Here is a 21,609-nt window from a genome sequence, read left to right on the forward strand (position 1 = left end):
CCGTCATGGCCTTGACCCTGGACCAACCCGACACCGGCACCGCCGCCGGCCGACCCGACCGCCGTACCCTGCTGGGCCTCGCCGTGGTGCTCCTGGCGACCTTCATGGACCTGCTCGACGCGACGATCATCGGCGTCGCCCTGCCCCGGATCCAGCGGGACCTGTTCGCCGGCAACTCGGCCCTGCAGTGGATCGTCGCCGGCTACGTCCTCGCGTTCGCCGTCCTGCTCGTCGTCGGCGGACGCCTCGGCGACATGTACGGCCGCAAGACCGTCTTCCTCGCCGGGGTCACCGGGTTCACCCTCGCCTCGGCGGCGTGCGGGCTGGCCACCACCGCGCAGACGCTGATCGCCGCCCGCGTGGTGCAGGGCGTCGCTGCGGCGATCATGATTCCGCAGGTCCTGTCGATCATCCGGGTGTGGCTGCCACCGGCCCAGCGCCCGGCCGCGTACATGCTCTACGGCGCGGTCACCAGCCTCGCCACCGTGCTGGGGCCGCTGGCCGGCGGGATCCTGGTGGACGCGGACCTCTTCGGCCTGGGCTGGCGGATGATCTTCTTCATCAACGTGCCGGTGGGCGTGCTGACCATCGTGGCGGCGGCGCTGCTGCTGCCGGAGTCCCGCGACGAGCATCCGCTGCGCCCGGACGTGGTGGGGGTGCTGCTGCTCACCGGCGCGCTGCTGTTGCTGCTCTACCCGCTGGTGCAGGGCCACGAGACCGGCTGGCCGACCAGCGGCTTCCTGGTGATGGCCGCCTCGGTGGTGGCGTTCGGCGCGTTCGTGGCGCACGAGCGGGCCCGCAAGGCGCGCGGCCGGTCGCCGCTGGTGGACCTGGCGCTGTTCCGGCAGCGGGCGTTCACCGGCGGCCTGTTCCTGGCGTTCCTGTTGTTCTCGCAGGTCTCGTCGTTCTTCTTCGTCTTCGTGATCTTCCTCCAGACGGGCCTGGGCCACACGCCGCTGCGGGCCGGCCTGACCCTGCTCTGGTGGTCGGTCGGGGTGGTCGTCGCCGGGGCGGTCGCCGTACGGTTCGCCCCGCTGCTCGGCCGGCGGCTGCTGACGATCGGCGCGGCGCTGACCGCGACCGGGATGGCCGGAATGAGCCTCACCCTGCACCTGACCGGTCCGGCGGTGTCCGGCTGGGTGGTCGGCCCGGCCATGGTGGTGACCGCGCTCGGCGTCGGCGCGATCACCCCGGTGCTGATGGACACCGTCATCGCCGGCGTACCGGCCCGGGAGGCGGGCGCGGCGTCGGGGATCATCAACACGATGATGCAGGTCGGCGCCGCCGTCGGGATCGCGGTGGTGGGCGCGGTGTTCTTCAGCGTGCTCTCGGCGGGCGCGGCCGACCGCGCCCGACCGCTGGAGCCGGCGCTGCGCAGCGGTGTCGCCGGCACCGAACTGGTCGCCACCGCCGACCAGGCCGAGGTCACCCGCCTGCTGCACCGGTGCGCGCAGGAACAGGTCGACACCCGCAACTCGTTCCTGCCGCCGCCGGCCTGCCTCGACGTGTTCGACCGGCCGGACCTGGTGCCGGCCGGCACCGCCGTCCGCGTGCTCGACCAGGTCGCCGGGTCGGTGGCGGAGGCCCGGGCGGAGACCTTCGCCGACGCCGTGACGGTCGCCGTCTGGTACCAGGTCCTCGCCTCCCTGCTCTGCGTGCCGCTGATCCGGCTGCTGCCGGCGCGACCCACCTCCGGTGGCGTACCGACGCGGTGACCCGCACGAACGACCGGGGGTCCGGGAGCCGTCCGGCCCCGGACCCCCGGTCGTGTACCGCTCAGGCGCGGGCCACCCCGACCAGCAGGTCCACCAGGTCGGTGGGGGCCGGCGCGGCGGCCATCTCGTCGCGGACCTCCCCGGCCGCCGCACGCAGCGCGGCGTCCCCCACCAGGCGCCGCAGCGCCGCCGCGGCGCTGTCCCGGTCGACCCCGCCGGTCTCCAGCACGACCGCGAGACCCCGCTTGGCCAGCAGCGGGGCGACCAGGAACTGGTCGCCGCCGTGCGGGACCACCACCTGCGGTATGCCGTTGGCGCAGGCGGTCAGCACCGTGGCCGCGCCACCGTGGTGGACGATGCCGGCGCAGGTGGCCGCCACGTCGGCGATCGGGAACCAGGAGAACGCGCGCACGTTCGGCGGCAGCGGGCCGAGGCTGTCGACCGGGGCGCCGCCCAACGCCAGCAGCAGCTCCACGTCGACGTCGGCGGCGGCCGCGACAACCTCCTCGACCACGTCGAGTCCCGCCCAGCGGGGCACCTCGGTGCCGAGCGTGACGCAGACCCGGGGACGGTCCACCGGCGGCTTCAGCATCCAGCCGGGGCGGGGCGCGTCGTCGCCGGAGTACGGAATGAAGCGGATGGGCTGGTCCAGCTCCATGCCCTCGTCGAGGAGGCTGGCCGGCATCGGGTCGAGGACACGGGCCGGGCGGACCGGCCACTCCGACACGCCGTGCCGCTCGGCGGTCACCCGGGCGGCGGCGCGGGTGGCCTCCCGGAGCGCCACGGGGACGGGCAGACCGAAGTGGTAGCAGACCACCGGCACGCCCAGGACGGCGGCGGCGACCGAGCCGGCCTCCTCCAGCGAGGAGCGGATCACCAGGTCAGGACGCCACGCCCGGGCAGCCGCCACGACCCGGTCGGCGATCCGGTCGGTGAGGTCGCCGAAGAGGCCACCGACGAAGCGGGACAGCTCGAAGCCCGTCTCGGCGGCCCGCTGCTCGTGCAGGGTGAACACCTCGGCGATGTCGCCGTCCGGGTAGCCGTCGAGGACCGGCAGGCCGGCGTGGCCGACCGCCCGTACGGAGCTGCCGCTGGTCGCCACGAGCACGTCGTGCCCGGCGGCCCGCAGGGCCCAGGCCACCGGGATGAGGCTCAGCGAGTGGCCCAGGCCGGGCGGGGTGGTGACGAGGACTCTCATCGGGAGACACCTTCCTTTCCGTCGACCGGGGCGCGGTACGCCGCCGGGTGCGCCACCGACGCGCGGCGGTGCCCCTCGGCGAGCGCGAGCAGCGCGAGCCCGGTGAGCACGTACGAGGCGGCGAGCAACTGGGCCACCGGCCCGAGCCCGAAGCCGTCGATGGGGTCGAACGTGGCGAACAGGTACGGCCGGGTGAGGAAGATCAGCGTGACGACCGCGGTGACCGCCCACACCGCCCCCGACCGGCGTCGGGCGGCGACCACCCAGAGCAGCACCAGGCCGGGCACCAGCCAGATCCAGTGGTGGTTCCAGGAGAACGGGGAGACCAGCGCGGTGACCACCCCGCAGACGGTGATCGCGGCGATCTCCTCGCCCCGGCGGTGCAGGCCGACCGCGAGGGCGAGCCCGAGCAGCCCCACCACGACGGCCAGCAGCAGCCAGCCGAGGTTCTGCTCGGCGGTGCCCTGCAACCGGACGAGCACCCCGCGCAGCGACTGGTTGTGGGTGAACTGCGGTGCGAAGACCCGCTCCGGGCGGACGACCACGTCGGTCCAGTACCGCCACGAGTCGCGGGGCAGCACCGCCGCGCCCACCGCGACCGTGCCGAGCCCGGCCGCCGCCCAGCCGGCGGCCCGGTACTGCCGGGTTACCAGCAGGTAGAGCACGAAGAAGCCCGGCGTGATCTTGATGGCGGCGGCCAGGCCCACCAGCGCGCCCCGGCCCCGGGCACCGACCGGCCGGGTCAGGTCCAGCACCACCAGCGCCAGCAGGAACGTGTTGATGTTGCCCACCTGCACGTCGGTGAAGACCGGGTCGACCAGGAGCAGCCCCGCCAGGAACGCCGGCAGCACCCAGCGCCGCCGGGCCCGGTCCACCCGCAGCGCGTCCAGGCACCGCGCCACCACCAGGCCCAACGCGACCAGCTTCAGCGCGGTCCACACCACCGCGAGGACGTCCCACGGCAGGACCGCGAACGGCAGCAGCACCAACGCCGCGAACGGCGGATAGTTGAACGGGGCCGCGAACCGCAACTCGGCGCTCAGCGGCGGCGCGGTGACGTCGTAGAGCCGCCCGTCGCCGTCGAGCACCGCGCGGACCGCCACGTCGTACACCCGCCAGTCGGCCATCCACCAGATGACCTGCCGCTGGGTGGCCCAGAGCACGACGGCGAGCGCGAGCGCCGCGACGCCCCAGCCGACGACGCCACGGCCGGTCCGGGCCCGCGCCGGCCCGGTCGGAACCTGCATCGAGCTCATCGCTCACACCTCCGGCCGGTCGAGGATCCGGCGCAGCGCGTCGCCGACCCGGCCCGGATCGGCACCGCGCCACCCGATGAAACCGTCCGGACGGACCAGCACCGCGCCCGCGCCGTGGACGCCGTACGCGGCCGGCCAGGCGCCGGCCGGGTCGAGCAGGTCGACGCCGACGCCGAGCACGGCCACCGCCACCCCGAGGGCCGTGGCCGCCCGGTCCGCCGCCGTGCGCCAGTCCTGGCCGTCGTCGGCGTGCAGCAGCGTGAACTGCCGGCCGAGCAGGTCCAGCAGGGACACCTCACGGTCGCCGTGCTCGACGGGCACGTGCGCGGCCCGCGTGCCCGGCCGGCCGGTCGGCTTGCCCGGGTTCTCGTAGTCGTCGCCGACCGTGGCCGGCGGGCCGGGGTCGTCCGGTTCGGCGACCACCGCGCCGGAGTGGTAGCGGTAGCCCATCATCACCGTCAGGTCGTCGACGATCGGCACCGCCTCGATGTCGGCGACCGCCGGGTTGCGGAACCGTTGCAGCGACCGCGCCACGGCCTGGTCCACCGTGAACGACCCGACCGAACGCCGTTCGGCGTCGTAGCTGGCGAGCAGGCCGGGCCCGGCGGCGCCGGTGAGCGTGGCGGCCAGCTTCCAGGCGAGGTTGTGCGCGTCCTGCACACCGGTGTTGGCCCCGAACCCGCCGGTCGGCGGGTGCACGTGGGCGGAGTCGCCGGCCAGGAACACCCGGCCGACGGCGAACGTGTCCGCCACCCGGGCGCCCAGCTCCCACGGGAGCCGACCGAGGATCTCCACCGGCAGGTCCGGTACGCCGACCGCCGCGCGGACCAGGGCCACGCACCGCTGCTCGGTGAAGTCCTCGAACCGCTCACCGTTGGCCGGCCAGTAGAGCGCGTCCAACTGCCAGCGCTCGCCGTCGGTGCCGAGGACGCCGGTCACCTCCTCGTTCATCACCTGGCAGTGCATGAACGCCCGGCCGCGCAGCACCGGGGTCAGGTCGGCGGCGAAGAGGATGGCGACGTTGTGCACCATCGTGCCGACGCCGCTGGTGCCGACGCCGAGCCGGGCGCGGACGGCACTGGTGTTGCCGTCGCACCCGACCAGGTACTCCGCCCGCACCCGCCGGCGTACGCCGGTGGACCGGTCCTCGACGGTGGCGGTCACCCCGCCGGCGTCCTGGTCGAAACCGGTCAGGACGGTGCCGAAGCGCAGGTCCGCGCCGAGCGCCCCGGCACGCGCCCGCAGCACGGGCTCCAGCCGGTCCTGCGGGCAGGGCGCCCACCCGGTGGGGCTGACCGCGCCGGAGTCCTCGTAGACGCCGTGCACGTACGGCGCGTCGAACCAGCCGTGCTCCTCCCCCGCCAGGCTCTCCGCCCGCAGGATCCCGCTGCGCCGGGCGGCACCGTCGAGGCGGCGCTGCGCCCGCCGGATCGCCTCCTCCAGGCCGACCGACCGGTACAGCTCCATGGTGCGCGGGTTCACCCCCCACGCGCGCGCGTACCGCGACGTGTCCGCGTGCCGCTCCACCAGCAGGGGGCGGATGCCCCGGTCGGCGAGGAACACCGCCGTGGAGAGCCCGACCAGGCTCCCCCCGACGATGAGGACCGGGTGGTGTTCAACGTCCATCGCTGCCTCCCAGGGCGCGGGTGAGGAAGGCACCGACCGCGGCGCCCCCGTCCGATGTGAAGTGCTGGGCGAGATAGCCGTCGGGGCGGACGACGAGCAGTCCGGTGCCGAGTCGACGGCGGGCCCGCCCGGACCGGTCCCGCAGGTCCTCCGGGCCGGTGGCGACGCCGCACGGCCCGACCACGCGCACCCGGACGGCCGGGGCGACGGGCCGGCACCGCAGCCGCCGGTACAGCTCGGGCGGGACCGGGGTGTCGGCCAGCACCAGCACCGTCCACCACGGGCCGGCGACGGTGGCGGCGAGGGACACCTCGGCACCGGCGTGGTCGACCACCGGCACGTCCGGCAGCGGGCGACCGGCCAGCTCCGCGCCGGCCGGGCCGGGTCCGCCGACCAGCCGGCCCGGTGGCAGGACCACCTCCGGTTCGGTACGCACCAGCGGCCGTCCGCCCCGACGGGCGTACCCGGCGCGGAACAGCTCGACCGCCTCCGGTTCCAGGCTGCTGGTGAGCAGCCAGCCGGTCCGGGCCAGCAGGCCGGCCGCCACCTCCCGCCGTTCGGCGGTGTAGGTGTCCAGGAGGCCCTCGTCGGCCCGCCCGGACGCCACGGCGGCGAGTTTCCAGGCCAGGTTCGCGGCGTCCTGCACGCCGGTGTTCATGGCCTGCACCGGGAGCGGAAAGACCCGGGCGGCCTCACCGAGGAGCAGGCAGCGGCCCCGGCGGAAGGTCTCCGCGAGGGCCGCGCGGGGCCGCACCGACCACGCCGGGCCGGCGGCCCGCACCTCGTACGCCGCCCCGGAGACGTCCCGGAGCAGGGCGGCCAGCCGGTCCGGGTCCGCGAGCCGCTCCGGCGCCCCGCCGCCGTCCGCCGGGGCGGCGAGGAACAGCCGGTGCCGGCCCCCGGGCAGCGGCACCAGCCCGAGATGGGTACGCGGGGCGTGGAAGATGTACTCGGTGTGCGGGTCGAGCGGTCGGGGCGCCCGTACCACCACGTCGCGCTGCACCCAGTCGACCTGGTCGAAGGGGGTCACCTCCCAGCCGACGCCGGCGGCGGCCCGGACGGTGCTCTCCGCGCCGTCCGCGCCCACCACCCAGTCGACGGGTGCGGAGCCGGCCACCCCGCCGTGCCGCCACCGGACGCGGACCCCGCCGCCCCCGGGGCGCAACGCCTCGACGTCCCGGCCCCACTCCACCTCGACACCGTGCTCCGCCAGCCGTCGCAGGAGCGCGGCCACCAGGATCTCCTGGTCGACGGTGAACGGCACCCGCCAGGGGCCGTCGTCGGTGTCCTCCCGGATGTCGATGGTGATCGGGTCGTCGTGCGGCTGCCACACCTTGTGCGTGAACGACCGGGCCGACCGGCGCAGCTCCTCGACGTCGACACCGAGCAGGTGCAGCGCCCGCTGGGTACGCGGCCACACGTTCGGGCAGCCGGTTCCGGCGGGCGCGGACGGCCGCCGGTCGACGACCCGGCACCGGACGCCGTGCCCGGCCAGCCCGGCGGCGAGCGCCAGACCGGCCGGGCCGGCCCCGACCACGAGGACCGTCACGTCAGCACCCGGTCAGGTACCGACTGAGCTCCCAGTCGGTGACCTGAGCGTGGTAGTCGGCGAACTCCGCCCGCTTGACGGCGACGTAGTAGTCGACGTACTCGCCACCGGGGACCTTGCCGAGGCCCTGCCGCAGCACCCCGTCCACGGCGAGTTCGTCGACCGCGTGCAGGAGGGTCTGCGGCAGCCGGGCCGCGCCCCGGGTGGCGGTGCCCCGCTCCAGGTCGTCGGTGTTGGGCGGGCCGGGATCGAGGTGCCGGTCGATGCCGTCCAGGCCGGCGGCGAGCAGCCCGGCCAGGGCCAGGTACGGGTTGGCGGCGCCGTCGACGCAGCGGACCTCCACCCGCCCGTCCGCCGGTACCCGCAGCATCTGGGTGCGGTTGTTGCCGCCCCAGCTCGCGTAGCCGGGGGCCCAGCTCGCCCCGCTGGCGGTCGCCGACCCGGCCCCGAGCCGCTTGTAGGAGTTCACCGTCGGGCAGGTGAGGGCCATCAGCCCGGGCGCGTGCGCCAGGATGCCGGCGACGAACCGGCTGCCCAGACCGGACAGGCCCGCCGCGTCGTCGGGCCCCGGGGCGAACAGCTCGTCGCCGTCGGTGCTCCACAGGCTCAGGTGCAGGTGCAGCCCGTTGCCGGTCAGGTGCGCGAACGGCTTGGGCATGAAGGTGGCGATCCGACCGGCCCGCTGGGCGAGCGTGTGCACCAGGTACCGGAACAGCACCACCCGGTCGGCCGTGGTCAGCGCGTCGGCGTAGCCGAAGTTGTGCTCGAACTGGCCGTGGGCGTCCTCGTGGTCGTTGGAGTAGTTGCCCCACCCGAGGTGGTCCAGCGTCCGGCTCACCTCGGTCAGGTGCCCGTACGCCCGGGTCGCGGCGCGGGCGTCGTAGCAGGGCGAGTGACCGTCGTCGAGCGGGTCGGCCACCCGCAGCCCTCCGCCGGGGTCGCGCTCCAGCAGGAAGTACTCGGGCTCCGCCCCCACCTTCAGCACCTGGCCGCGCCGGCGCAGCCGTTCGGTCTCCCGCCGCAGGATGACCCGCGGCGAGTACGGCCACGGCGCGCCCTCGACCCAGAGGTCGCACTGCAGCACCGCCAGTCCGGGCTGCCACGGCATCGGCGCGTACGACCGGGGGTCGGGCATCGCCACCACGTCCGGGTCGGCCGCCGACTGGCCCAGCTCACCGGCGGCGTGACCGGCGAAGCCGATCCCGGTCCGGGCCAGCTCGGGCAGGACGGCCACCGGGGTGAGCTTGGCGCACGGCTTACCGGACAGGTTGACGAACATCATCAGGACGAACTCGATGCCGTCCCGCTCGGTCGCGGCGAGCAGGTCGTCGAGGTCGGTCGGCGGCGCGGTCACGGTGCCCTCCCCACCTCCGCCGGCCTCACAGGGAGACCCGGACGTCGTAGTCGCGCAGCCACGCGTCGAGCTGGAGGATCATCTCGACGTTGCCGCGCTGCACCCAGGCACCCATGCCGGTGGCCAGCTCGTCCGGGTCGGCGGTCACCTGCCGGGCGGCGGCGGCGTCGAACAGCGGCGCCACGGGGGCGTCGCGGTCGGCGAGCAGCCGGTCGAACTCGGCGCACAGCAGCCGCGCGTACCGGGGGTCCTGGGTGACCGGGTACGGGCTCTTGCGCCGCTCCAGGACGGACCGCGGCACCAGGTCCCCGGCGGCGGCGCGCAGCAGGCTCTTCTCCCGGCCGTCGAAGCTCTTCATCGCCCACGGGGTGTTGAACACGTAGTCGATCAGCCGGTGGTCACAGAACGGGACACGGATCTCCAGCGCCGCCGCCATCGCCAGCCGGTCGGTGCGGTCGAACAGGACCGGCAGCCACCGGGTCAGGTGCAGGTGCAGCAGCTCCCGCATCCGGCGCTCGTGCCCCTGCTCACCCGGCAGGTGCGGCACCTCGGCGAGGGCGTCGCGGTACCGGTCGGCGGTGGCGCCCGCGATGTCCAGCTTGGCCAACAGCCCCTTGTCGAGCAGTCCGGCGCCGAGCCCCGGCCAGGTCGGGTCGACGAGCTGGCCGATCGCCACCCACGGGAACGTCTCGGCGTAGACGAGCTGCGGGCTGTGCACCCAGTTGAAGCCGCCGAAGACCTCGTCGGCGGTCTCCCCGGACAGCACCACCGTGGCCCGCTTGCGCACCTCCCGGGAGACCAGGTAGATCGAGGCGTCGCCGTCCCCCATCGGGGTGGGCAGGTCCTGGCAGCGCATCGTGGTCCGGCGGACCTCCGGGTCCATCATGGTCCCCGGGTCCAGCAGGATCTCCCGGTGCTCGGTCCCCGCGTGGCGGGCCATCTCCCACGCGTACGGGCCGTCCGGGGTGTCGCGCACCTCGTCGGGCTGGAAGTTCTCGGTGTAGCCGGCGAAGTCCAGCGAGAAGGTGGGCAGCGGGTCGGCGCCCCGCCGCCGGCGGTCCCGCTCGGCCAGCGCCGTGATGACGCTGGAGTCCAAGCCGCCGGAGAGCAGGATGCCCACCGGCACGTCGGCCACCAGTTGCGAGGCGACGGACTCCGTCAGCAGCTCCCGGATGGTGGAGACGGTGGTGGCCAGGTCGTCGGTGTGCGGCCGGGACTCGATCCGCCAGTAGCAGTGCTCCGTCAGGCCGCCCCGGGTGATCACCACGACGTGGCCGGGCTTGACCTCCTGCACCCCCGTGAAGACCGACACGCCCGGCGTCTTCGACTGGCAGAACAACTCGCGCAGGCCGTCGGCGTTGACCGCCGGGCTGATCCGGCCGGAGGCGAACAACGCCTTCGGCTCGGAGCCGAAGACCACGCCCTCGGCGACCCGGGCGAAGTGCAGCGGCTTGATGCCCATGTGGTCGCGGATCAGGACCAGGCGCTGCTCACGCGGATCCCAGACGCCGAAGGCGAACATGCCGACCAGGTGCTCGGCGCTGGCCAGCCCCCACTGCAGGTACGCGCGCAGCGCCACCTCGGTGTCGCAGTTCGAGCGGAACCGGTGCCCGTACGACTCCAGCTCCTTCTTCAGCTCGCGGTAGTTGTAGATCTCCCCGCTGTAGGAGATCGCGGCCACGGTCCGGCCGTCGGACTCGACGGCCATCGGCTGGCCGCCACCGGGGATGTCGATGACCGCGTTGCGGGTGTGGCCGAGCACCGCGTGCCGGTCCACCCACACGCCCCGGCCGTCGGGGCCCCGACAGGCCAGCGCCTCGTTCATGGCTTCGGCGACCGCACCCTCCCGGGACAGGTCACGCTCGAAATCGATCCAGCCGGCGATACCGCACATGCGTGCACGCTCCTTGGTCTCGTTACGGGGTGGGTGGGGGGTGCGGCGTGCCGTCGGCTCAGCCCCGGCACTCCAGCTCCTGGAAGGTGATCCACTGACCGGCCAGGTGGCCCTGACCGCTGACCGTGAAGCCGGTGTCGCCGGTGCGGGTCACCACGTCGCGGTACGGCGCCTCGAACCCCGGGCCGACGATCCGCCCCTCGAAGAGCAGCTCGTCGCCGCGCCAGCCGGGGGCGTACTGCTCGGTCCGGTTGCCGAGGCTGTCGAAGAAGAACGCGCTGAACCGCTTGTCGGTGGTCTCGTACCCCCACAGCCAGGTGCCGGACAGCGGCTCCGGGTTCTCCGCCGTACGCCGCTCCGCCAGGTCGAAGCGCAGCCAACTGCCGTCGGCGGCCCAGTCGACGGTCGCGTCGGCGACGACCGGGTACGACGTACCCTCCGGGGTGGAGTCCCGGCCGGTGCACCGCCACCGGCCGGTGAACGACGACATCTCGCGCAGCCGTTCCGCCGGGTCGGCGCCACCGGTCAGCGACGGCGCCCCCGGTGGGGCACCGGCGGTGACCGCCGCGACGCCGGGTACGGCGAGCGCCAGTGTGACGACCGACGTGATGGCCGCGAGGGCCCTCCGGTTCACCAATGCCATCTCCGTGCCTCCCTGCGTCGGCTCCGACGGCCACATGCTGGCAATCCGCGCTAGGGGCGGAATCGAGACCGGCTCAACGGGGGCGACCCAGCATTTTTCTAGTGCGCTCCTAGCGCCGGCTGCCAATCTCGCCTCACGTGGCCATGCCAGCAGGAGGCGCTGATGAGTGACGCACAGAACCGTTTCGAAGAGTTGCGACCGGTGATCGACTCCACCAGCGGCGACGACCTGGTCGAGCAGATCGCGAAGCAGCCCGAGGGCATCGACGGTGTCCTCGACCTGGTCTTCGAGCTGACGCCGAGCACCTTCAAGGCGGAGAAGACCCGCAAGCAGCAGGGCACGTTCCTGTACGAAATCAGCACGCCCGAGGGCGCGAAGCACTACCACGTCGAGATCGACCACGGAGAATGCCGGATCGGGAAGGGGATCCCGGCGGAGCACAAGGTGAAGATCGGCGTGGCGCTGCCGGACTTCCTCCAGATGACCACGGGGAAGCTGGCCGGCCCGCAGGCGTTCATGACCGGCAAGCTCAAGGTCTCGGGCAACACCTTCTTCGCGATGAAGTGGCGGGACTGGTTCAGCACGCTCTAGCGTGCCGTCGAAGGGGGCCGCGCCGTTTCCGGCGCGGCCCCCTTCGACGTGCGGTCAGCCCGCCAGCATCGTGTCCAGCGTCCCCGTGGTGTGGGTGCCGGTCCGGAACTCGGGGTTGGCCAGGACGCGGCGCAGGAAGTCGATGGTGGTGTGCACGCCCGGTCCGGCGACGCGGAACTCCCCGAGCGCCCGGTCCATCCGCGCGATGGCCTCGTCCCGGTCGGCGCCCCAGGTGACCACCTTCGCCAGCAGCGAGTCGTAGTCCGGCGTCACCCGGTAGCCGGCCCGGCCGTGCGTGTCCACCCGGACGAACGGCCCGCCGGGCGGCTCGAACTCGGTGAGCAGACCGGGGGTGGGCAGGAAGCCCCGCTCCGGGTGCTCGGTGATGACCCGGCACTCGATCGCGGCGCCCCGGGGCGCGACATCGGCCTGGGTGAAGGGCAGCCGGCCACCGGCGGCCACCCGCAACTGTTCCCGGACGATGTCGATCCCCGTGATCATCTCGGTGACCGGGTGCTCGACCTGGATCCGACAGTTGATCTCCATGAGGTAGAAGGAGCCGTCGCCGTCGACCAGGAACTCGAACGTCCCCGCGCCGGTGAAGCCGACCGCACGGCAGCCGGCGACGGACGCCTCCCCCATCTGCCCCGCGAGCCCCGGCGGCAGGGCCACCGCCGGGGTCTCCTCGACCAGCTTCTGGTGCCGTCGCTGGATGGAACAGTCCCGCTCGCCGAGGTAGATGGCGTTGCCGTGGTTGTCGCACAACACCTGGACCTCGATGTGCCGGGCCTGCTCCAGATAACGCTCGACGTAGACCCGGCCGTCACCGAAGGCCGCCTGGGCGGCGGCGCGGGTGCTCCGGTACGCGGCCCGGAAGTCACGCCGGGCCCGTACCACGGTCATGCCGCGACCACCGCCCCCGGCCGCCGCCTTGATGATGAGCGGGTAGCCGATCCGGTCGGCCACCTCGGTGGCCCCGTCCAGGCTGTCCAGGGTCCGGGGCGACCCGGGCAGCACCGGCAGCCCCGCCGACGCCATCAGCGCCCGGGCGGTCGCCTTGTCGCCGAGCTGGGCCATCACCTCCGGCCCCGGCCCCACGAAGGTGATGCCGTGCTCGGCACAGATGTCGGCGATGTCCGGGTCCTCGGACAGGAAGCCGTACCCGGGATGGATCGCGTCCGCCCCGGTCTGCAGGGCCGCCTCCACGATGGCGCCGGCGTTGAGATACGTACGCCGGGCCGCGGCCGGCCCGATCTGGACGGCCTCGTCGGCGAAGCGGACCACCGCCGAGTCCCGGTCCACCGTGGAGTGCACCGCCACGGTGGCGATGCCGAGTTCCCGGCAGGTACGCGCCACCCGCAGCGCGATCTCGCCCCGGTTGGCGATGAGGACCTTCTTGAACATCACTCCCCCCGATCCACGGCCACGTCCAGGGGCGCCACGACGATCAGCGGCTGCCCGTACTCGACCGGGGTCGCGTCGGCGACCAGGATCTCCACGACCCGGCCGGTCACCTCGGACTGGATCCCGTTCATCAGCTTCATCGCCTCCACGATCCCGACCTGCTGGCCCCGCTCGACAGCGTCGCCGACCTCGACGAAGGGCTTCATGCCGGGCTCGGGCGCCCGGTAGAAGGTGCCGACCACGGGCGAGCGGACGACCTCGTGGCCGCTCGCCGCGTCGCCGTCGGCACCGACCGCCGGGTCCGCCGGGGCGGGGGCCGCCGGGCCGCCCTCGCCCGCCTCCCACTCGATCTCCACGCTGGTGTCCCCGTGTCGGACGCTGATCCGGCGCGGCCGGGCGCTGGCCCGGCGGGCCAGCTCGATCGCGCTCAGCGCGACCGCCTCCAGGGCGTCCCGTGGGTCGCGGACCCCGCGTCGTTCATGCTGCGCTGTCACCGACGTCCTCCCTGCCGAAAGCGAGATAGCGCTGGCGCCGGGACCGGATCAGCTCCTGCCCGGCCAGGGGGGCCAGGTCGGCGAGCACCTCCGCCAACGCCGCCCGGACCGACTCCCCGGCCGCCACGTGGTCGCGCTGGCTGCCACCGGCGGGCTCCGGGACCACCCCGTCGACGATGCCCAGCCGCAGCAGCTCACGGGCGGTGAGCCGCAACGCCTCGGCGGCGGTCGGCGCGGCGGCCGGGTCCCGCCAGAGGATGGCGGCGCACCCCTCCGGACTGATCACCGAGTAGACCGCGTTCTCGCAGGCCAGAACCCGGTCCGCGACGCCGATGGCGAGGGCGCCGCCGCTGCCGCCCTCCCCGGTCACCACCGACACCACCGGCACCGGGAGGCCGGACATCAGCCGCAGGTTCTCCGCGATGGCCGCCGCCTGGCCGTGCTGCTCCGCCGCCATCCCCGGGTACGCGCCGGGCGTGTCGACGAACGTCACCACCGGCATCCCCACCTTGGCGGCGAGGCGCATCAGGCGGGCCGCCTTGCGGTAGCCCTCGGGGCTGGGCATGCCGAAGTTCCGGTCGACCAGCTCCCGGGTCGTGTGACCCTTCTGCTGGCCGATCAGCAGCACCGGGCGGCCGTCGAGCAGACCGATGCCGCCCACGATCGCCCGGCAGTCCCGGCCCATCCGGTCGCCCCGCAGCTCGACGAACCAGTCGAGCAGGTGCGCGGCGTAGTCCAGCGTGGTGGGCCGGTCCACGTGCCGGGCGAGCTGCACCGAATCCCAGGCGCGGCGCTCCGGCAGCGCGGCGGCGTCGGTGACGAGCACCCGGTCGGCGGGCGCCACGGGCGGGGGCCCCGGCCACCGCCGGCCGGCGCGCAGCAGCTGGCCGAGCACTCCCCGCAGCGCGGCGCGGGGCGTCACCAGGTCGATCAGACCGTGCTCCAGCAGGAACTCCGCGCTCTGGAAGTCGGCCGGCAGCTCCTGCCGGATGGTCTGGGCGATCACCCGCCGGCCCGCGAAACCCATCCGGACGCCAGGCTCGGCGATGATCACGTCGGCGAGGGAGGCGAACGAGGCCGCCACGCCGCCGTACGTCGGATCGGTGGCCACCGAGAGCGTGAGGATCCCCGCCTCGTCGAGGGCGGCCATCGCCTGGCTGGTCTTCGCCATCTGCATCAGCGACAGCGCGCCCTCCTGCATCCGCGCGCCGCCGGAGGCGGTGACGACCAGCAACGGCACCCGCTCGCGCAGCGCCACCCCGGCCGCGGCGGTGATCCGCTCCCCCACCGCCACGCCCAGGCTGCCACCCATGAACCGGAAGTCCATCGCGGCCACGACCACGGGCTGGTCCTCGATCCGGCCCCGGACACAGACCACCGCCTCGTCCAACCCGGTCCGGTCGGCGCTCGCCTTGAGCCGGTGCGGGTACGGCTGGTCGTCGACGAAGTCCAGGGGGTCCACGACGGTGGCGGCGCCGGCCGGCAGCGGCTCGGCGGAACCGGGGTCGAGCAGCTGCGCCAGCCGGGCCGGCGCGTCCAGCCGCTCGTGGTGCGCGCAGTGCGGGCACACCCGCAGGTTGCGCAGGAACCGCCGCTGGTAGATCAGCTCGGCGCAGCTGCCACACCGTCTCCAACTCGCCGCGTCGGTCAGCAGCGCAGTCATCTCTCCCCCTTGTCTGCCCGGTCGTCCAGTTGGGACCACAACCGCCGCTCCACCGGCGTCGGCGGGATGTGGCCCGCCGGCCGTTCCGGATGCGTCGGGGGCGGTCCGCGGTGGCGGTACGGGGTGACCCCGGCGGCCAACTCGATCGACCTGCCGTACACGCACAGGCTCTCCCACACCCACCGGAGCGAGGCCGCGCCGGCGCGTACCAGGGCGTGCAGGATCCGGGTCGGCTTCACGGGCCACCCCTCTCAGTACGCGGCGACGATCTCGTAGATGCCGTAGTGCCGCGCCCCGTCGCGGTCCTGGTACGGCCGCAGCGGCGAGGTGGCGTTGCGGTGCGCGGCCCCCTCCTCCCAGGCGCGGAAGTCGGCCAGGCTGGACCACTCGGACAGCACGGCGAAGCCACCCGGGTCGAGGGTCGAGCGCATCAGCTCGTTGCGCAGGAGCCCGGGCGTCGCCGCCAGCCGGCCGCTGATCTCGTGGTACGCCTTCTCGATCGCCCCCGGACCCTCCTGCGGCGCGCGCAGGTAGACGATCACCCGGGCCCGCCCGGTCACCGGGTCGCCGCCTCGGTACCGGTCAGCGCGTGGCGCACCGTCATGGTGCTCATCGCGCCGCCCGAGCGGTACGGGTGCAGCGTCATCCGGTGCTCGACGTGCTGGTCGCTGCGCTCGAACTCGCGGAAGCTCGGCTCGTCGGTCCAGTCGCTGAAGATGTAGTAGACGTGCGCTTCCGTCTCACTGCGGCACAGCCACTGCCCGAGGTTGGCCGGGTGGTCGGTGACCCTCCGCCCGACGGACAACCACGCCTGCTCGAAGTCGTTCTCCATGCCGGGCCTGATCTCGGCCCGCAGCATCACCCGGAAGGTGCCCACGTCAGATGCCTCCGTCCACGTTGAGGGTCTCGCCGGTGATGTAGGCGGCCCGGTCGCTCAGGAGGAACGCCACCGCGTCGGCGACGTCCTCCGGCCGGCCGAACCGGCCCATCGCGATGATCTGGGCGTAGCGCTGGGCGTACGCCTGGCGTTGCTCGGGGGAGAGCTTCTCGGCCTCCTCGGTCTCGATCATCCCGGGGGCGACCACGTTGACCCGGATACCGCGTGGGCTGAGTTCCTTGGTGAGCGACCGCATGAAGCCGACCAGGCCGGCCTTGGCGGCGGTGTAGTGGGCGCGCAGCGGGATGCCCACCGTCGCCACACGGGAGCCGACGGCGACGACCGAGGAACCCTCACCCATCAGCGGCAGCGCCTTGTTCAGCACGAGGAACGCGGCGGTGAGGCTGGTGTCCACCACCCGGTGCCACTCCTGCGGGGTCAGGTCGGCGAACGGCACGTGGCTGATCACCCCGGCGTTGTGCACCAGCCCGTGCAGCGGACGCCCGGTGTCCCGGGCCTCCGCCACCAGCCGCTCCACGTCGGCGACCTCGGTGACGTCGGCGCGTACCAGCCGGTGGTCACCGCCGAGGTCCTTCAGCTCGCGACGCAGGGTCTCGACGTGCTCGCCCTCGGTGCGGTAGCAGGTGACGACGGTGGCACCGGCGCGGGCCAGGCCGAGCACGACGCCCCGCCCGATCCCCCGGCTTCCCCCGGTGACGATCACGTTTTTGCCGGCAAGTAGACCGGTCATGACTTCCTCTCAGTGGTTGTCGAGCGGGTCACGGCATCGCCGTGAGGACCACGACGTTGAGCCCGAAGCCGGCACAGGCCAGCACGGTGCGGGCGAGGTTCCAGTTCCGCCAGCGTCGGCGCGGGTCGACCTCGGCCCAGTCGAGCGGCAGCGCCGCCGGGTCGAGGTCGCGCACCCACCGGTTGATCGGCACCTGCCGGGTGACGGAGATGACCATCACCGCGGCCAGGCACACGGTGGCGAGGACGACCGGCGTGCGGACGGTGGGGTCGGTGACGCGGACGGCGAGCACCAGGTCGGCCAGGACGCTCAGGCCGAAGCAGATCGGCATGAACGGGTCGTAGCGGCTCCACAGGTAGCGGTGCGCGGCGACGTAGCGGTCCGGGGGAAGGGTCCGCATGAACGGGATGATCCCGAGCATGGTGGACACCAGCACCCCGGCGGTGAGACCGCTGCCGACCACCGCCACCACCGCGAGCACCTCGGACAACGGTCACCCACCCCCGTCAGGCCGGGGCGCCGGTCGCCGGCGTCTCCGCCGCCGCCCGCTCCACGATCTCCTTGATCCGCCGCATCTCCTTCGCGGTCTGCGCGTCGAGGTGCCGCTGGGCGCCGGCGTTGTCGACCGGCGCGTCCGGCTTCATTTGGAACTGCTGGATCCAGCGCAGCTCGGTCCCGCCGGGCACCTCGCGGTACTCCCAGAACAGGTGCATGAACTCCAGCAGCGGCCCGGTCTCGATCCGCTTGGCGTGCACGGTCCGCGACGCCCGGTCGGCGCGGCGCTCGGAGACCCAGCTCCAGACCGTGCCGTCCGGCTCCGGGTGCATGGTCAGGCGGAAGCGGACCCGGTCGCCCTCCCGCTCCAGGATCTCCACGCTGCGGTACTCGCCGAACAGCGTCGGCCACGACTCCAGGTCGTTGGTCATGTCCCAGACCAGGTCCAGCGGAGCCGCGATCACGACCCGGTTGTCCGTGCGGCCCGCCATGTCACACCGCCGCCAGACGCCGGTTGACGTAGTCGAGAGTCGCCCTGGGCGTGCGCATCTCCTCGACCGCCTCGTCCGGGATGGACATGCCGAGCTTCTGCTGGATGTGCGTGGCGATCTCCAGCACCGCGAGCGAGTCGAACTCCAGGTCCTCGTACGGAGCGTCGAGCGACTCCTCGGTGACGTCGCCGCCGCTCTGGTCGTCGACGGCGCGCAGGATGCCCAACAGGTCGTCGAAGGTGAACTGACTCATGACCCCTCCCCAGGGTGTCGGGTGATTCGGACGGTGTGCTGGTCAGCGGTCCGGGCCGCGGACGACGACCGCGGAGTTGAAGCCGCCGTGGCCCCGGGCCAGCACCAGGGCGGTCGCCAGCCGGGCCGGCCGGGCGGCGCCGCAGACCAGGTCGAGCTGGTACTCCGGCGCCGGTTCGGCGACGTTGACGGTCGGCGGGATGACGCCGTCGCGGATGGCCAGCAGCGCCGTGACCACGTCGAGCGGGCCGGCGCCGGCGTACATCCGGCCGGTCGTGGTCTTGGGCGCGGTCACCGGCACACCACGCGGGCCGAACACGCCACGCAGCGCGTCGGCCTCCGCCCGGTCCAGCGCGGGCACGCCCGCCGCGTCGGCGAGGACCACGTCGACCTCGTCCGGGCGGACGCCGGCGTCGGCCAGCGCCCGCACGATCGCGCGGCCCAGCGCGGGCGGCCGGGCGGAGCCGGGCGGCGGGTCGAAGGTCGCGGCGTACCCGGCGATGACCCCGTAGCCCCGCACCCCACGCCCACGCGCGGCGGCGGCGTCCTCGACGGTCATCATCGCGCCGCCCTCGGCCGGCACGAAGCCGCCCGCGGCGCTGTCGAACGGCAGGTACGCCCGGGCCGGGTCGTCGCTGCGGCTGAGCAGCCGGGTGGCGATCTGGGCGGTCAGGCCGGCCGGGGACATCGGCGCGTCCGTCCCGCCGGCCAGCACCATGCGGGTGCCGCCGCGCAGGACGCGCCGCGCCTGGCCGAGCGCGTCGAGCCCGCCGGCCTGGTCGGCCGCGAGCACCCCGCAGGGTCCGCGCATCTGGTGCCGGATCGAGAGCTGCCCGGTGGTCGCGGCGTAGAACCAGGCCACCGACATGTACGCGCTGACGTGCAGCGGACCCCTGGTCCACAGCTTCTGCAGCTCGCGCTGCCCGAAGACGGTGCCACCGGCGGAGTTGGCGGTGATCACCCCCATCTCGTACTCGGGCCAGGCCAGCGGGTCGATGCCCGCGTCGGCGAGAGCCTCCTCGGCGGCGACCAGCGCCATGTGGGTCATGTGGTCGGTCTGCGGTCGCAGCTTCTTCGGGACGCGCTCCACCGCGTCGAGGTCGCGCACCTCACCGGCGAGCCGGCTCGGATAGCCGCTCGCGTCGTACGCCCCGATCACGTCGATGGCGCCCTTGCCGGCCACGGTGGCCGACCAGTACGCCGCCAACCCGACCCCGGTGGGCGCGGCGACACCGATGCCGGTGACCGTGGCCGTGGTCATGCCGCCACCCGCCCCGGCGCGGCCACCAGCACCGCCGTCTGGAAGCCACCGAACCCGCTGCCGACGCTGAGCACCACGTCGACGGGGTGCTCCCGGGCGTGCACCGGCACGTAGTCCAGGTCGCACTCCGGATCCCGGTGGTGCAGGTTCGCCGTCGGCGGCACGACGTCGTGGGTGATGGCGAGGATGCTCGCGGCGATCTCGATGGAACCGATCGCGCCCAGCGAGTGCCCGACCATCGACTTGATGGAGCTCATCGGCACCCGGTACGCGTGCCCGCCGAGGCTGGCCTTCACCGCCGCCGTCTCGTGCCGGTCGTTCTGCCGGGTACCCGAGCCGTGCGCGTTGACGTAGTCCACCTCCGCCGGGGTGATCCGCGCCTGCCGCAGCGCCGCGCGGATCGCCTCGGCCATCTCGCGGCCGTCGGCCTTCAGACCGGTCATGTGGTACGCGTTGGCGCGGCTGGCGTACCCGACGAGGTCGGCGTGGACGCGGGCCTCGCGGCGACGGGCGTGGCCGGCCTCCTCGACGACGAACACCGCCGAGCCCTCACCGAGCACGATGCCGTCGCGGTCACGGTCGAACGGGCGGCAGGCCCCGGCCGGGTCGGCGTTGTTCGGTGTGGTCGCCTTCAACGCGTCGAAGCAGGCCACGGTGATCGGCGACACCGGCGCCTCGGTCGCACCGGCGATCACCACGTCGGCGGTGCCCTCGGCGATGAGCTGCATGGCGTGCCCCAGCGCGTCCAGGCCGGAGGTGCACCCGGTGGAGACCACGGTGGCCGGTCCCTCCGCGCCCACCAGCCAGGCCACCTCGGTCGCCACCGAGCTGGGCACCATGAACTGGTAGCTGTGCGGCACCGCGTACGTCCAGTCGGTCAGCCAGCGCCGGCCGCCGTCGCTGACGACGACGTACTCCTGCTCCATCTTGGTGGTGTTGCCGACCGCGTTGCCGATCGCGACCGCGACCCGGTCCGGGTCGACCTCGCCATCGCCGAGGCCGCTGTCGGCCAGCGCCTCGCGGGCCGCCACCACGGCGAACTGCGCGGCGCGGTCCATCCGCCGGATCTCCTGCGGGGTCAGCCCGGACAGCGCCGGATCGAAGTCGCACTCGGCGGCGATGCGGCAGCGGAACCCGGCCGCGTCGAACAGCGAGATCGGGCGGGTCGCGGTCCGGCCGGAGGTCATCATGTCCCAGAAGGCCTTGCTGCCCGGCTCGCCGGGCGCGACGACCCCCATCCCGGTGACCACCGCGCGGCGGGTGCTCACCGCACGCCCCCGGTTTCCCGCACCGGCCCGCCGACCTGCGGGGGTGGGCCCTCGGTCAGCGGCTCCTCGACGTCGACGTGCCCGAGGTCCGGGCGGGGCGCCAGCGGGCCGTTGTGGAAGACCACCCGGGCCGGCACGTCGCCGCGGTTCTCGAACCGGTGCCGTACGCCGACCGGGATCAGCAGGCTGTCGTCGGCGCGCAGCGTCAGCTCCTGCGACTCGGCCCGCACGTGCAGCTCGCCCTCGACGACGTAGACGAACTCCTCGGAGTACGGGTGGTAGTGCTCGATCACGTACTCGCCGGGTTCGAGGCGGCCCACACCCATGAAGCCGGAGGTGGCGCCCACCGAGCGGGGGCTCAGCAGCAGGTTGATGGTGCCGCCCCGGCGGTGGTCGGCCGGGGTGTCGCACAGCGAGACCTTGCGGATCATCGGAGCGGACACAGCGTGTCTCCTTCTTCGTCAGGGTCGCCGGGACTCAGTCCCGCTCCCACTCGTAGAACCGCTCGGCCATCGAGTCCTTCGGCTCCCGCCAGGACGGGTGGTACGGGCTCATGTACTTGGCGAGCTTGGTGTTCACGTCCTGGAACAGGGGGTGTTCCCGGGCCTGGTAGAGCCGTGGCGTGCTGTCCTCGTCCGCCTCGACCAGGTGGAAGTAGAGTCCGTGGAACGTGAACAGCGTCCGGCTCCGGACGCCGATCAGCTCCGGCAGTTCGGTGGCGTCGGACTCCGCGAAGATCGCCGCCACGTCCGCCGCGTTCTCCGGCTCCAGCCGAGCCACGATCAGGGTCCGGTGCATCAGGGCTCCTCTCGTCGAGCCGCCGCGCG

23 protein-coding genes are annotated in these 21,609 nt (G+C 73.8%); 2 read left to right on the forward strand and 21 right to left on the reverse strand.

Going from position 1 to position 21,609, the window contains the following annotated elements:
* Positions 1-5: 5 nt before the first annotated feature.
* Complete coding sequence (locus AWW66_RS01105) at positions 6-1,715, forward strand: MFS transporter (RefSeq protein ID WP_067359394.1); 1,710 nt, start codon at positions 6-8, stop codon at positions 1,713-1,715.
* Between the two features lie 61 nt (positions 1,716-1,776).
* Here the strand turns inward: AWW66_RS01105 and AWW66_RS01110 are convergent, their stop codons facing one another.
* The 7 genes from AWW66_RS01110 to AWW66_RS01140 are packed head-to-tail and all read right to left on the reverse strand — an operon-like array spanning position 1,777 to position 11,235.
* On the reverse strand, positions 1,777-2,913 hold the full coding sequence (locus AWW66_RS01110) for a nucleotide disphospho-sugar-binding domain-containing protein (protein ID WP_067359395.1): 1,137 nt from the start codon (positions 2,911-2,913) through the stop codon (positions 1,777-1,779).
* Positions 2,910-4,169 carry a glycosyltransferase 87 family protein gene (locus AWW66_RS01115; RefSeq protein ID WP_067359396.1) on the reverse strand — a complete coding sequence of 420 codons (1,260 nt, stop codon included), beginning with the start codon at positions 4,167-4,169 and terminating at the stop codon, positions 2,910-2,912. The genes AWW66_RS01110 and AWW66_RS01115 overlap by 4 nt, the downstream gene beginning before the upstream one ends.
* Before the next feature lie 3 nt (positions 4,170-4,172).
* Complete coding sequence (locus tag AWW66_RS01120) at positions 4,173-5,795, reverse strand: FAD-dependent monooxygenase (protein ID WP_067359397.1); 1,623 nt, start codon at positions 5,793-5,795, stop codon at positions 4,173-4,175.
* Positions 5,785-7,344, reverse strand: coding sequence for an FAD-dependent monooxygenase (locus tag AWW66_RS01125; protein ID WP_067359398.1), 1,560 nt, complete (start codon positions 7,342-7,344; stop codon positions 5,785-5,787). Before AWW66_RS01125 ends, AWW66_RS01120 begins: the two co-directional genes overlap by 11 nt.
* Before the next feature lies 1 nt (position 7,345).
* Entirely contained in the window at positions 7,346-8,698 is a 1,353-nt protein-coding gene (glnT, locus tag AWW66_RS01130) for a type III glutamate--ammonia ligase (RefSeq protein ID WP_067359399.1), read from the reverse strand.
* A gap of 25 nt (positions 8,699-8,723) precedes the next feature.
* Entirely contained in the window at positions 8,724-10,592 is a 1,869-nt protein-coding gene (gene asnB / locus AWW66_RS01135; protein WP_067359400.1) for an asparagine synthase (glutamine-hydrolyzing), read from the reverse strand.
* A gap of 58 nt (positions 10,593-10,650) precedes the next feature.
* Entirely contained in the window at positions 10,651-11,235 is a 585-nt protein-coding gene (locus AWW66_RS01140) for a DUF1579 family protein (RefSeq protein ID WP_169807038.1), read from the reverse strand.
* Positions 11,236-11,397: 162 nt separating this feature from the next.
* Here AWW66_RS01140 and AWW66_RS01145 point away from each other — a divergent pair, with 162 nt between their 5' ends.
* Positions 11,398-11,826, forward strand: coding sequence for an SCP2 sterol-binding domain-containing protein (locus tag AWW66_RS01145; RefSeq protein WP_067359402.1), 429 nt, complete (start codon positions 11,398-11,400; stop codon positions 11,824-11,826).
* 54 nt (positions 11,827-11,880) lie between these two features.
* On the opposite strand, the gene AWW66_RS01150 is transcribed toward AWW66_RS01145, so the two are convergent.
* The 14 genes from AWW66_RS01150 to AWW66_RS01215 are packed head-to-tail and all read right to left on the reverse strand — an operon-like array spanning position 11,881 to position 21,580.
* Positions 11,881-13,230: an acetyl-CoA carboxylase biotin carboxylase subunit gene (locus tag AWW66_RS01150; RefSeq protein ID WP_067359403.1), complete on the reverse strand. Its 1,350-nt coding sequence runs from the start codon at positions 13,228-13,230 to the stop codon at positions 11,881-11,883.
* A complete protein-coding gene (gene accB, locus AWW66_RS01155; protein ID WP_211271808.1) occupies positions 13,230-13,724 on the reverse strand; it encodes an acetyl-CoA carboxylase biotin carboxyl carrier protein in 495 nt (164 codons plus the stop codon). Before accB ends, AWW66_RS01150 begins: the two co-directional genes overlap by 1 nt.
* Positions 13,708-15,387: an acetyl-CoA carboxylase carboxyltransferase subunit alpha gene (locus tag AWW66_RS01160; RefSeq protein WP_083978123.1), complete on the reverse strand. Its 1,680-nt coding sequence runs from the start codon at positions 15,385-15,387 to the stop codon at positions 13,708-13,710. The genes accB and AWW66_RS01160 overlap by 17 nt, the downstream gene beginning before the upstream one ends.
* Positions 15,384-15,626, reverse strand: a complete 243-nt coding sequence (locus AWW66_RS01165) for a DUF6059 family protein (protein WP_067359405.1) — start codon at positions 15,624-15,626, stop codon at positions 15,384-15,386. The genes AWW66_RS01160 and AWW66_RS01165 overlap by 4 nt, the downstream gene beginning before the upstream one ends.
* A gap of 12 nt (positions 15,627-15,638) precedes the next feature.
* The gene (locus AWW66_RS01170) at positions 15,639-15,947 is read right to left on the reverse strand and encodes an antibiotic biosynthesis monooxygenase family protein (RefSeq protein WP_067359406.1); all 309 of its coding nucleotides are present in this window, start codon (positions 15,945-15,947) and stop codon (positions 15,639-15,641) included.
* Entirely contained in the window at positions 15,944-16,264 is a 321-nt protein-coding gene (locus AWW66_RS01175) for an antibiotic biosynthesis monooxygenase family protein (protein ID WP_245647809.1), read from the reverse strand. The genes AWW66_RS01170 and AWW66_RS01175 overlap by 4 nt, the downstream gene beginning before the upstream one ends.
* Before the next feature lies 1 nt (position 16,265).
* Complete coding sequence (locus AWW66_RS01180; RefSeq protein WP_067359407.1) at positions 16,266-17,015, reverse strand: SDR family NAD(P)-dependent oxidoreductase; 750 nt, start codon at positions 17,013-17,015, stop codon at positions 16,266-16,268.
* A 28-nt stretch (positions 17,016-17,043) separates the two neighbouring features.
* A complete protein-coding gene (locus AWW66_RS01185; RefSeq protein WP_245647811.1) occupies positions 17,044-17,496 on the reverse strand; it encodes an anthrone oxygenase family protein in 453 nt (150 codons plus the stop codon).
* Between the two features lie 25 nt (positions 17,497-17,521).
* Positions 17,522-18,001 (reverse strand): SRPBCC family protein, encoded by a 480-nt coding sequence (locus AWW66_RS01190; RefSeq protein ID WP_067359409.1) that lies wholly within the window; start codon positions 17,999-18,001, stop codon positions 17,522-17,524.
* A 1-nt stretch (position 18,002) separates the two neighbouring features.
* Positions 18,003-18,254: an acyl carrier protein gene (locus tag AWW66_RS01195; RefSeq protein WP_067359410.1), complete on the reverse strand. Its 252-nt coding sequence runs from the start codon at positions 18,252-18,254 to the stop codon at positions 18,003-18,005.
* 42 nt (positions 18,255-18,296) lie between these two features.
* Positions 18,297-19,514, reverse strand: coding sequence for a ketosynthase chain-length factor (locus AWW66_RS01200; RefSeq protein ID WP_067359411.1), 1,218 nt, complete (start codon positions 19,512-19,514; stop codon positions 18,297-18,299).
* Complete coding sequence (locus AWW66_RS01205; protein ID WP_083978124.1) at positions 19,511-20,782, reverse strand: beta-ketoacyl-[acyl-carrier-protein] synthase family protein; 1,272 nt, start codon at positions 20,780-20,782, stop codon at positions 19,511-19,513. The genes AWW66_RS01200 and AWW66_RS01205 overlap by 4 nt, the downstream gene beginning before the upstream one ends.
* Positions 20,779-21,213: a cupin domain-containing protein gene (locus tag AWW66_RS01210; protein ID WP_067359412.1), complete on the reverse strand. Its 435-nt coding sequence runs from the start codon at positions 21,211-21,213 to the stop codon at positions 20,779-20,781. The genes AWW66_RS01205 and AWW66_RS01210 overlap by 4 nt, the downstream gene beginning before the upstream one ends.
* A 46-nt stretch (positions 21,214-21,259) precedes the next feature.
* Positions 21,260-21,580, reverse strand: a complete 321-nt coding sequence (locus tag AWW66_RS01215; protein ID WP_067359413.1) for a TcmI family type II polyketide cyclase — start codon at positions 21,578-21,580, stop codon at positions 21,260-21,262.
* Positions 21,581-21,609: the final 29 nt, after the last annotated feature.

Source organism: Micromonospora rosaria, from assembly GCF_001567585.1.
Taxonomy (GTDB): domain Bacteria; phylum Actinomycetota; class Actinomycetes; order Mycobacteriales; family Micromonosporaceae; genus Micromonospora; species Micromonospora rosaria.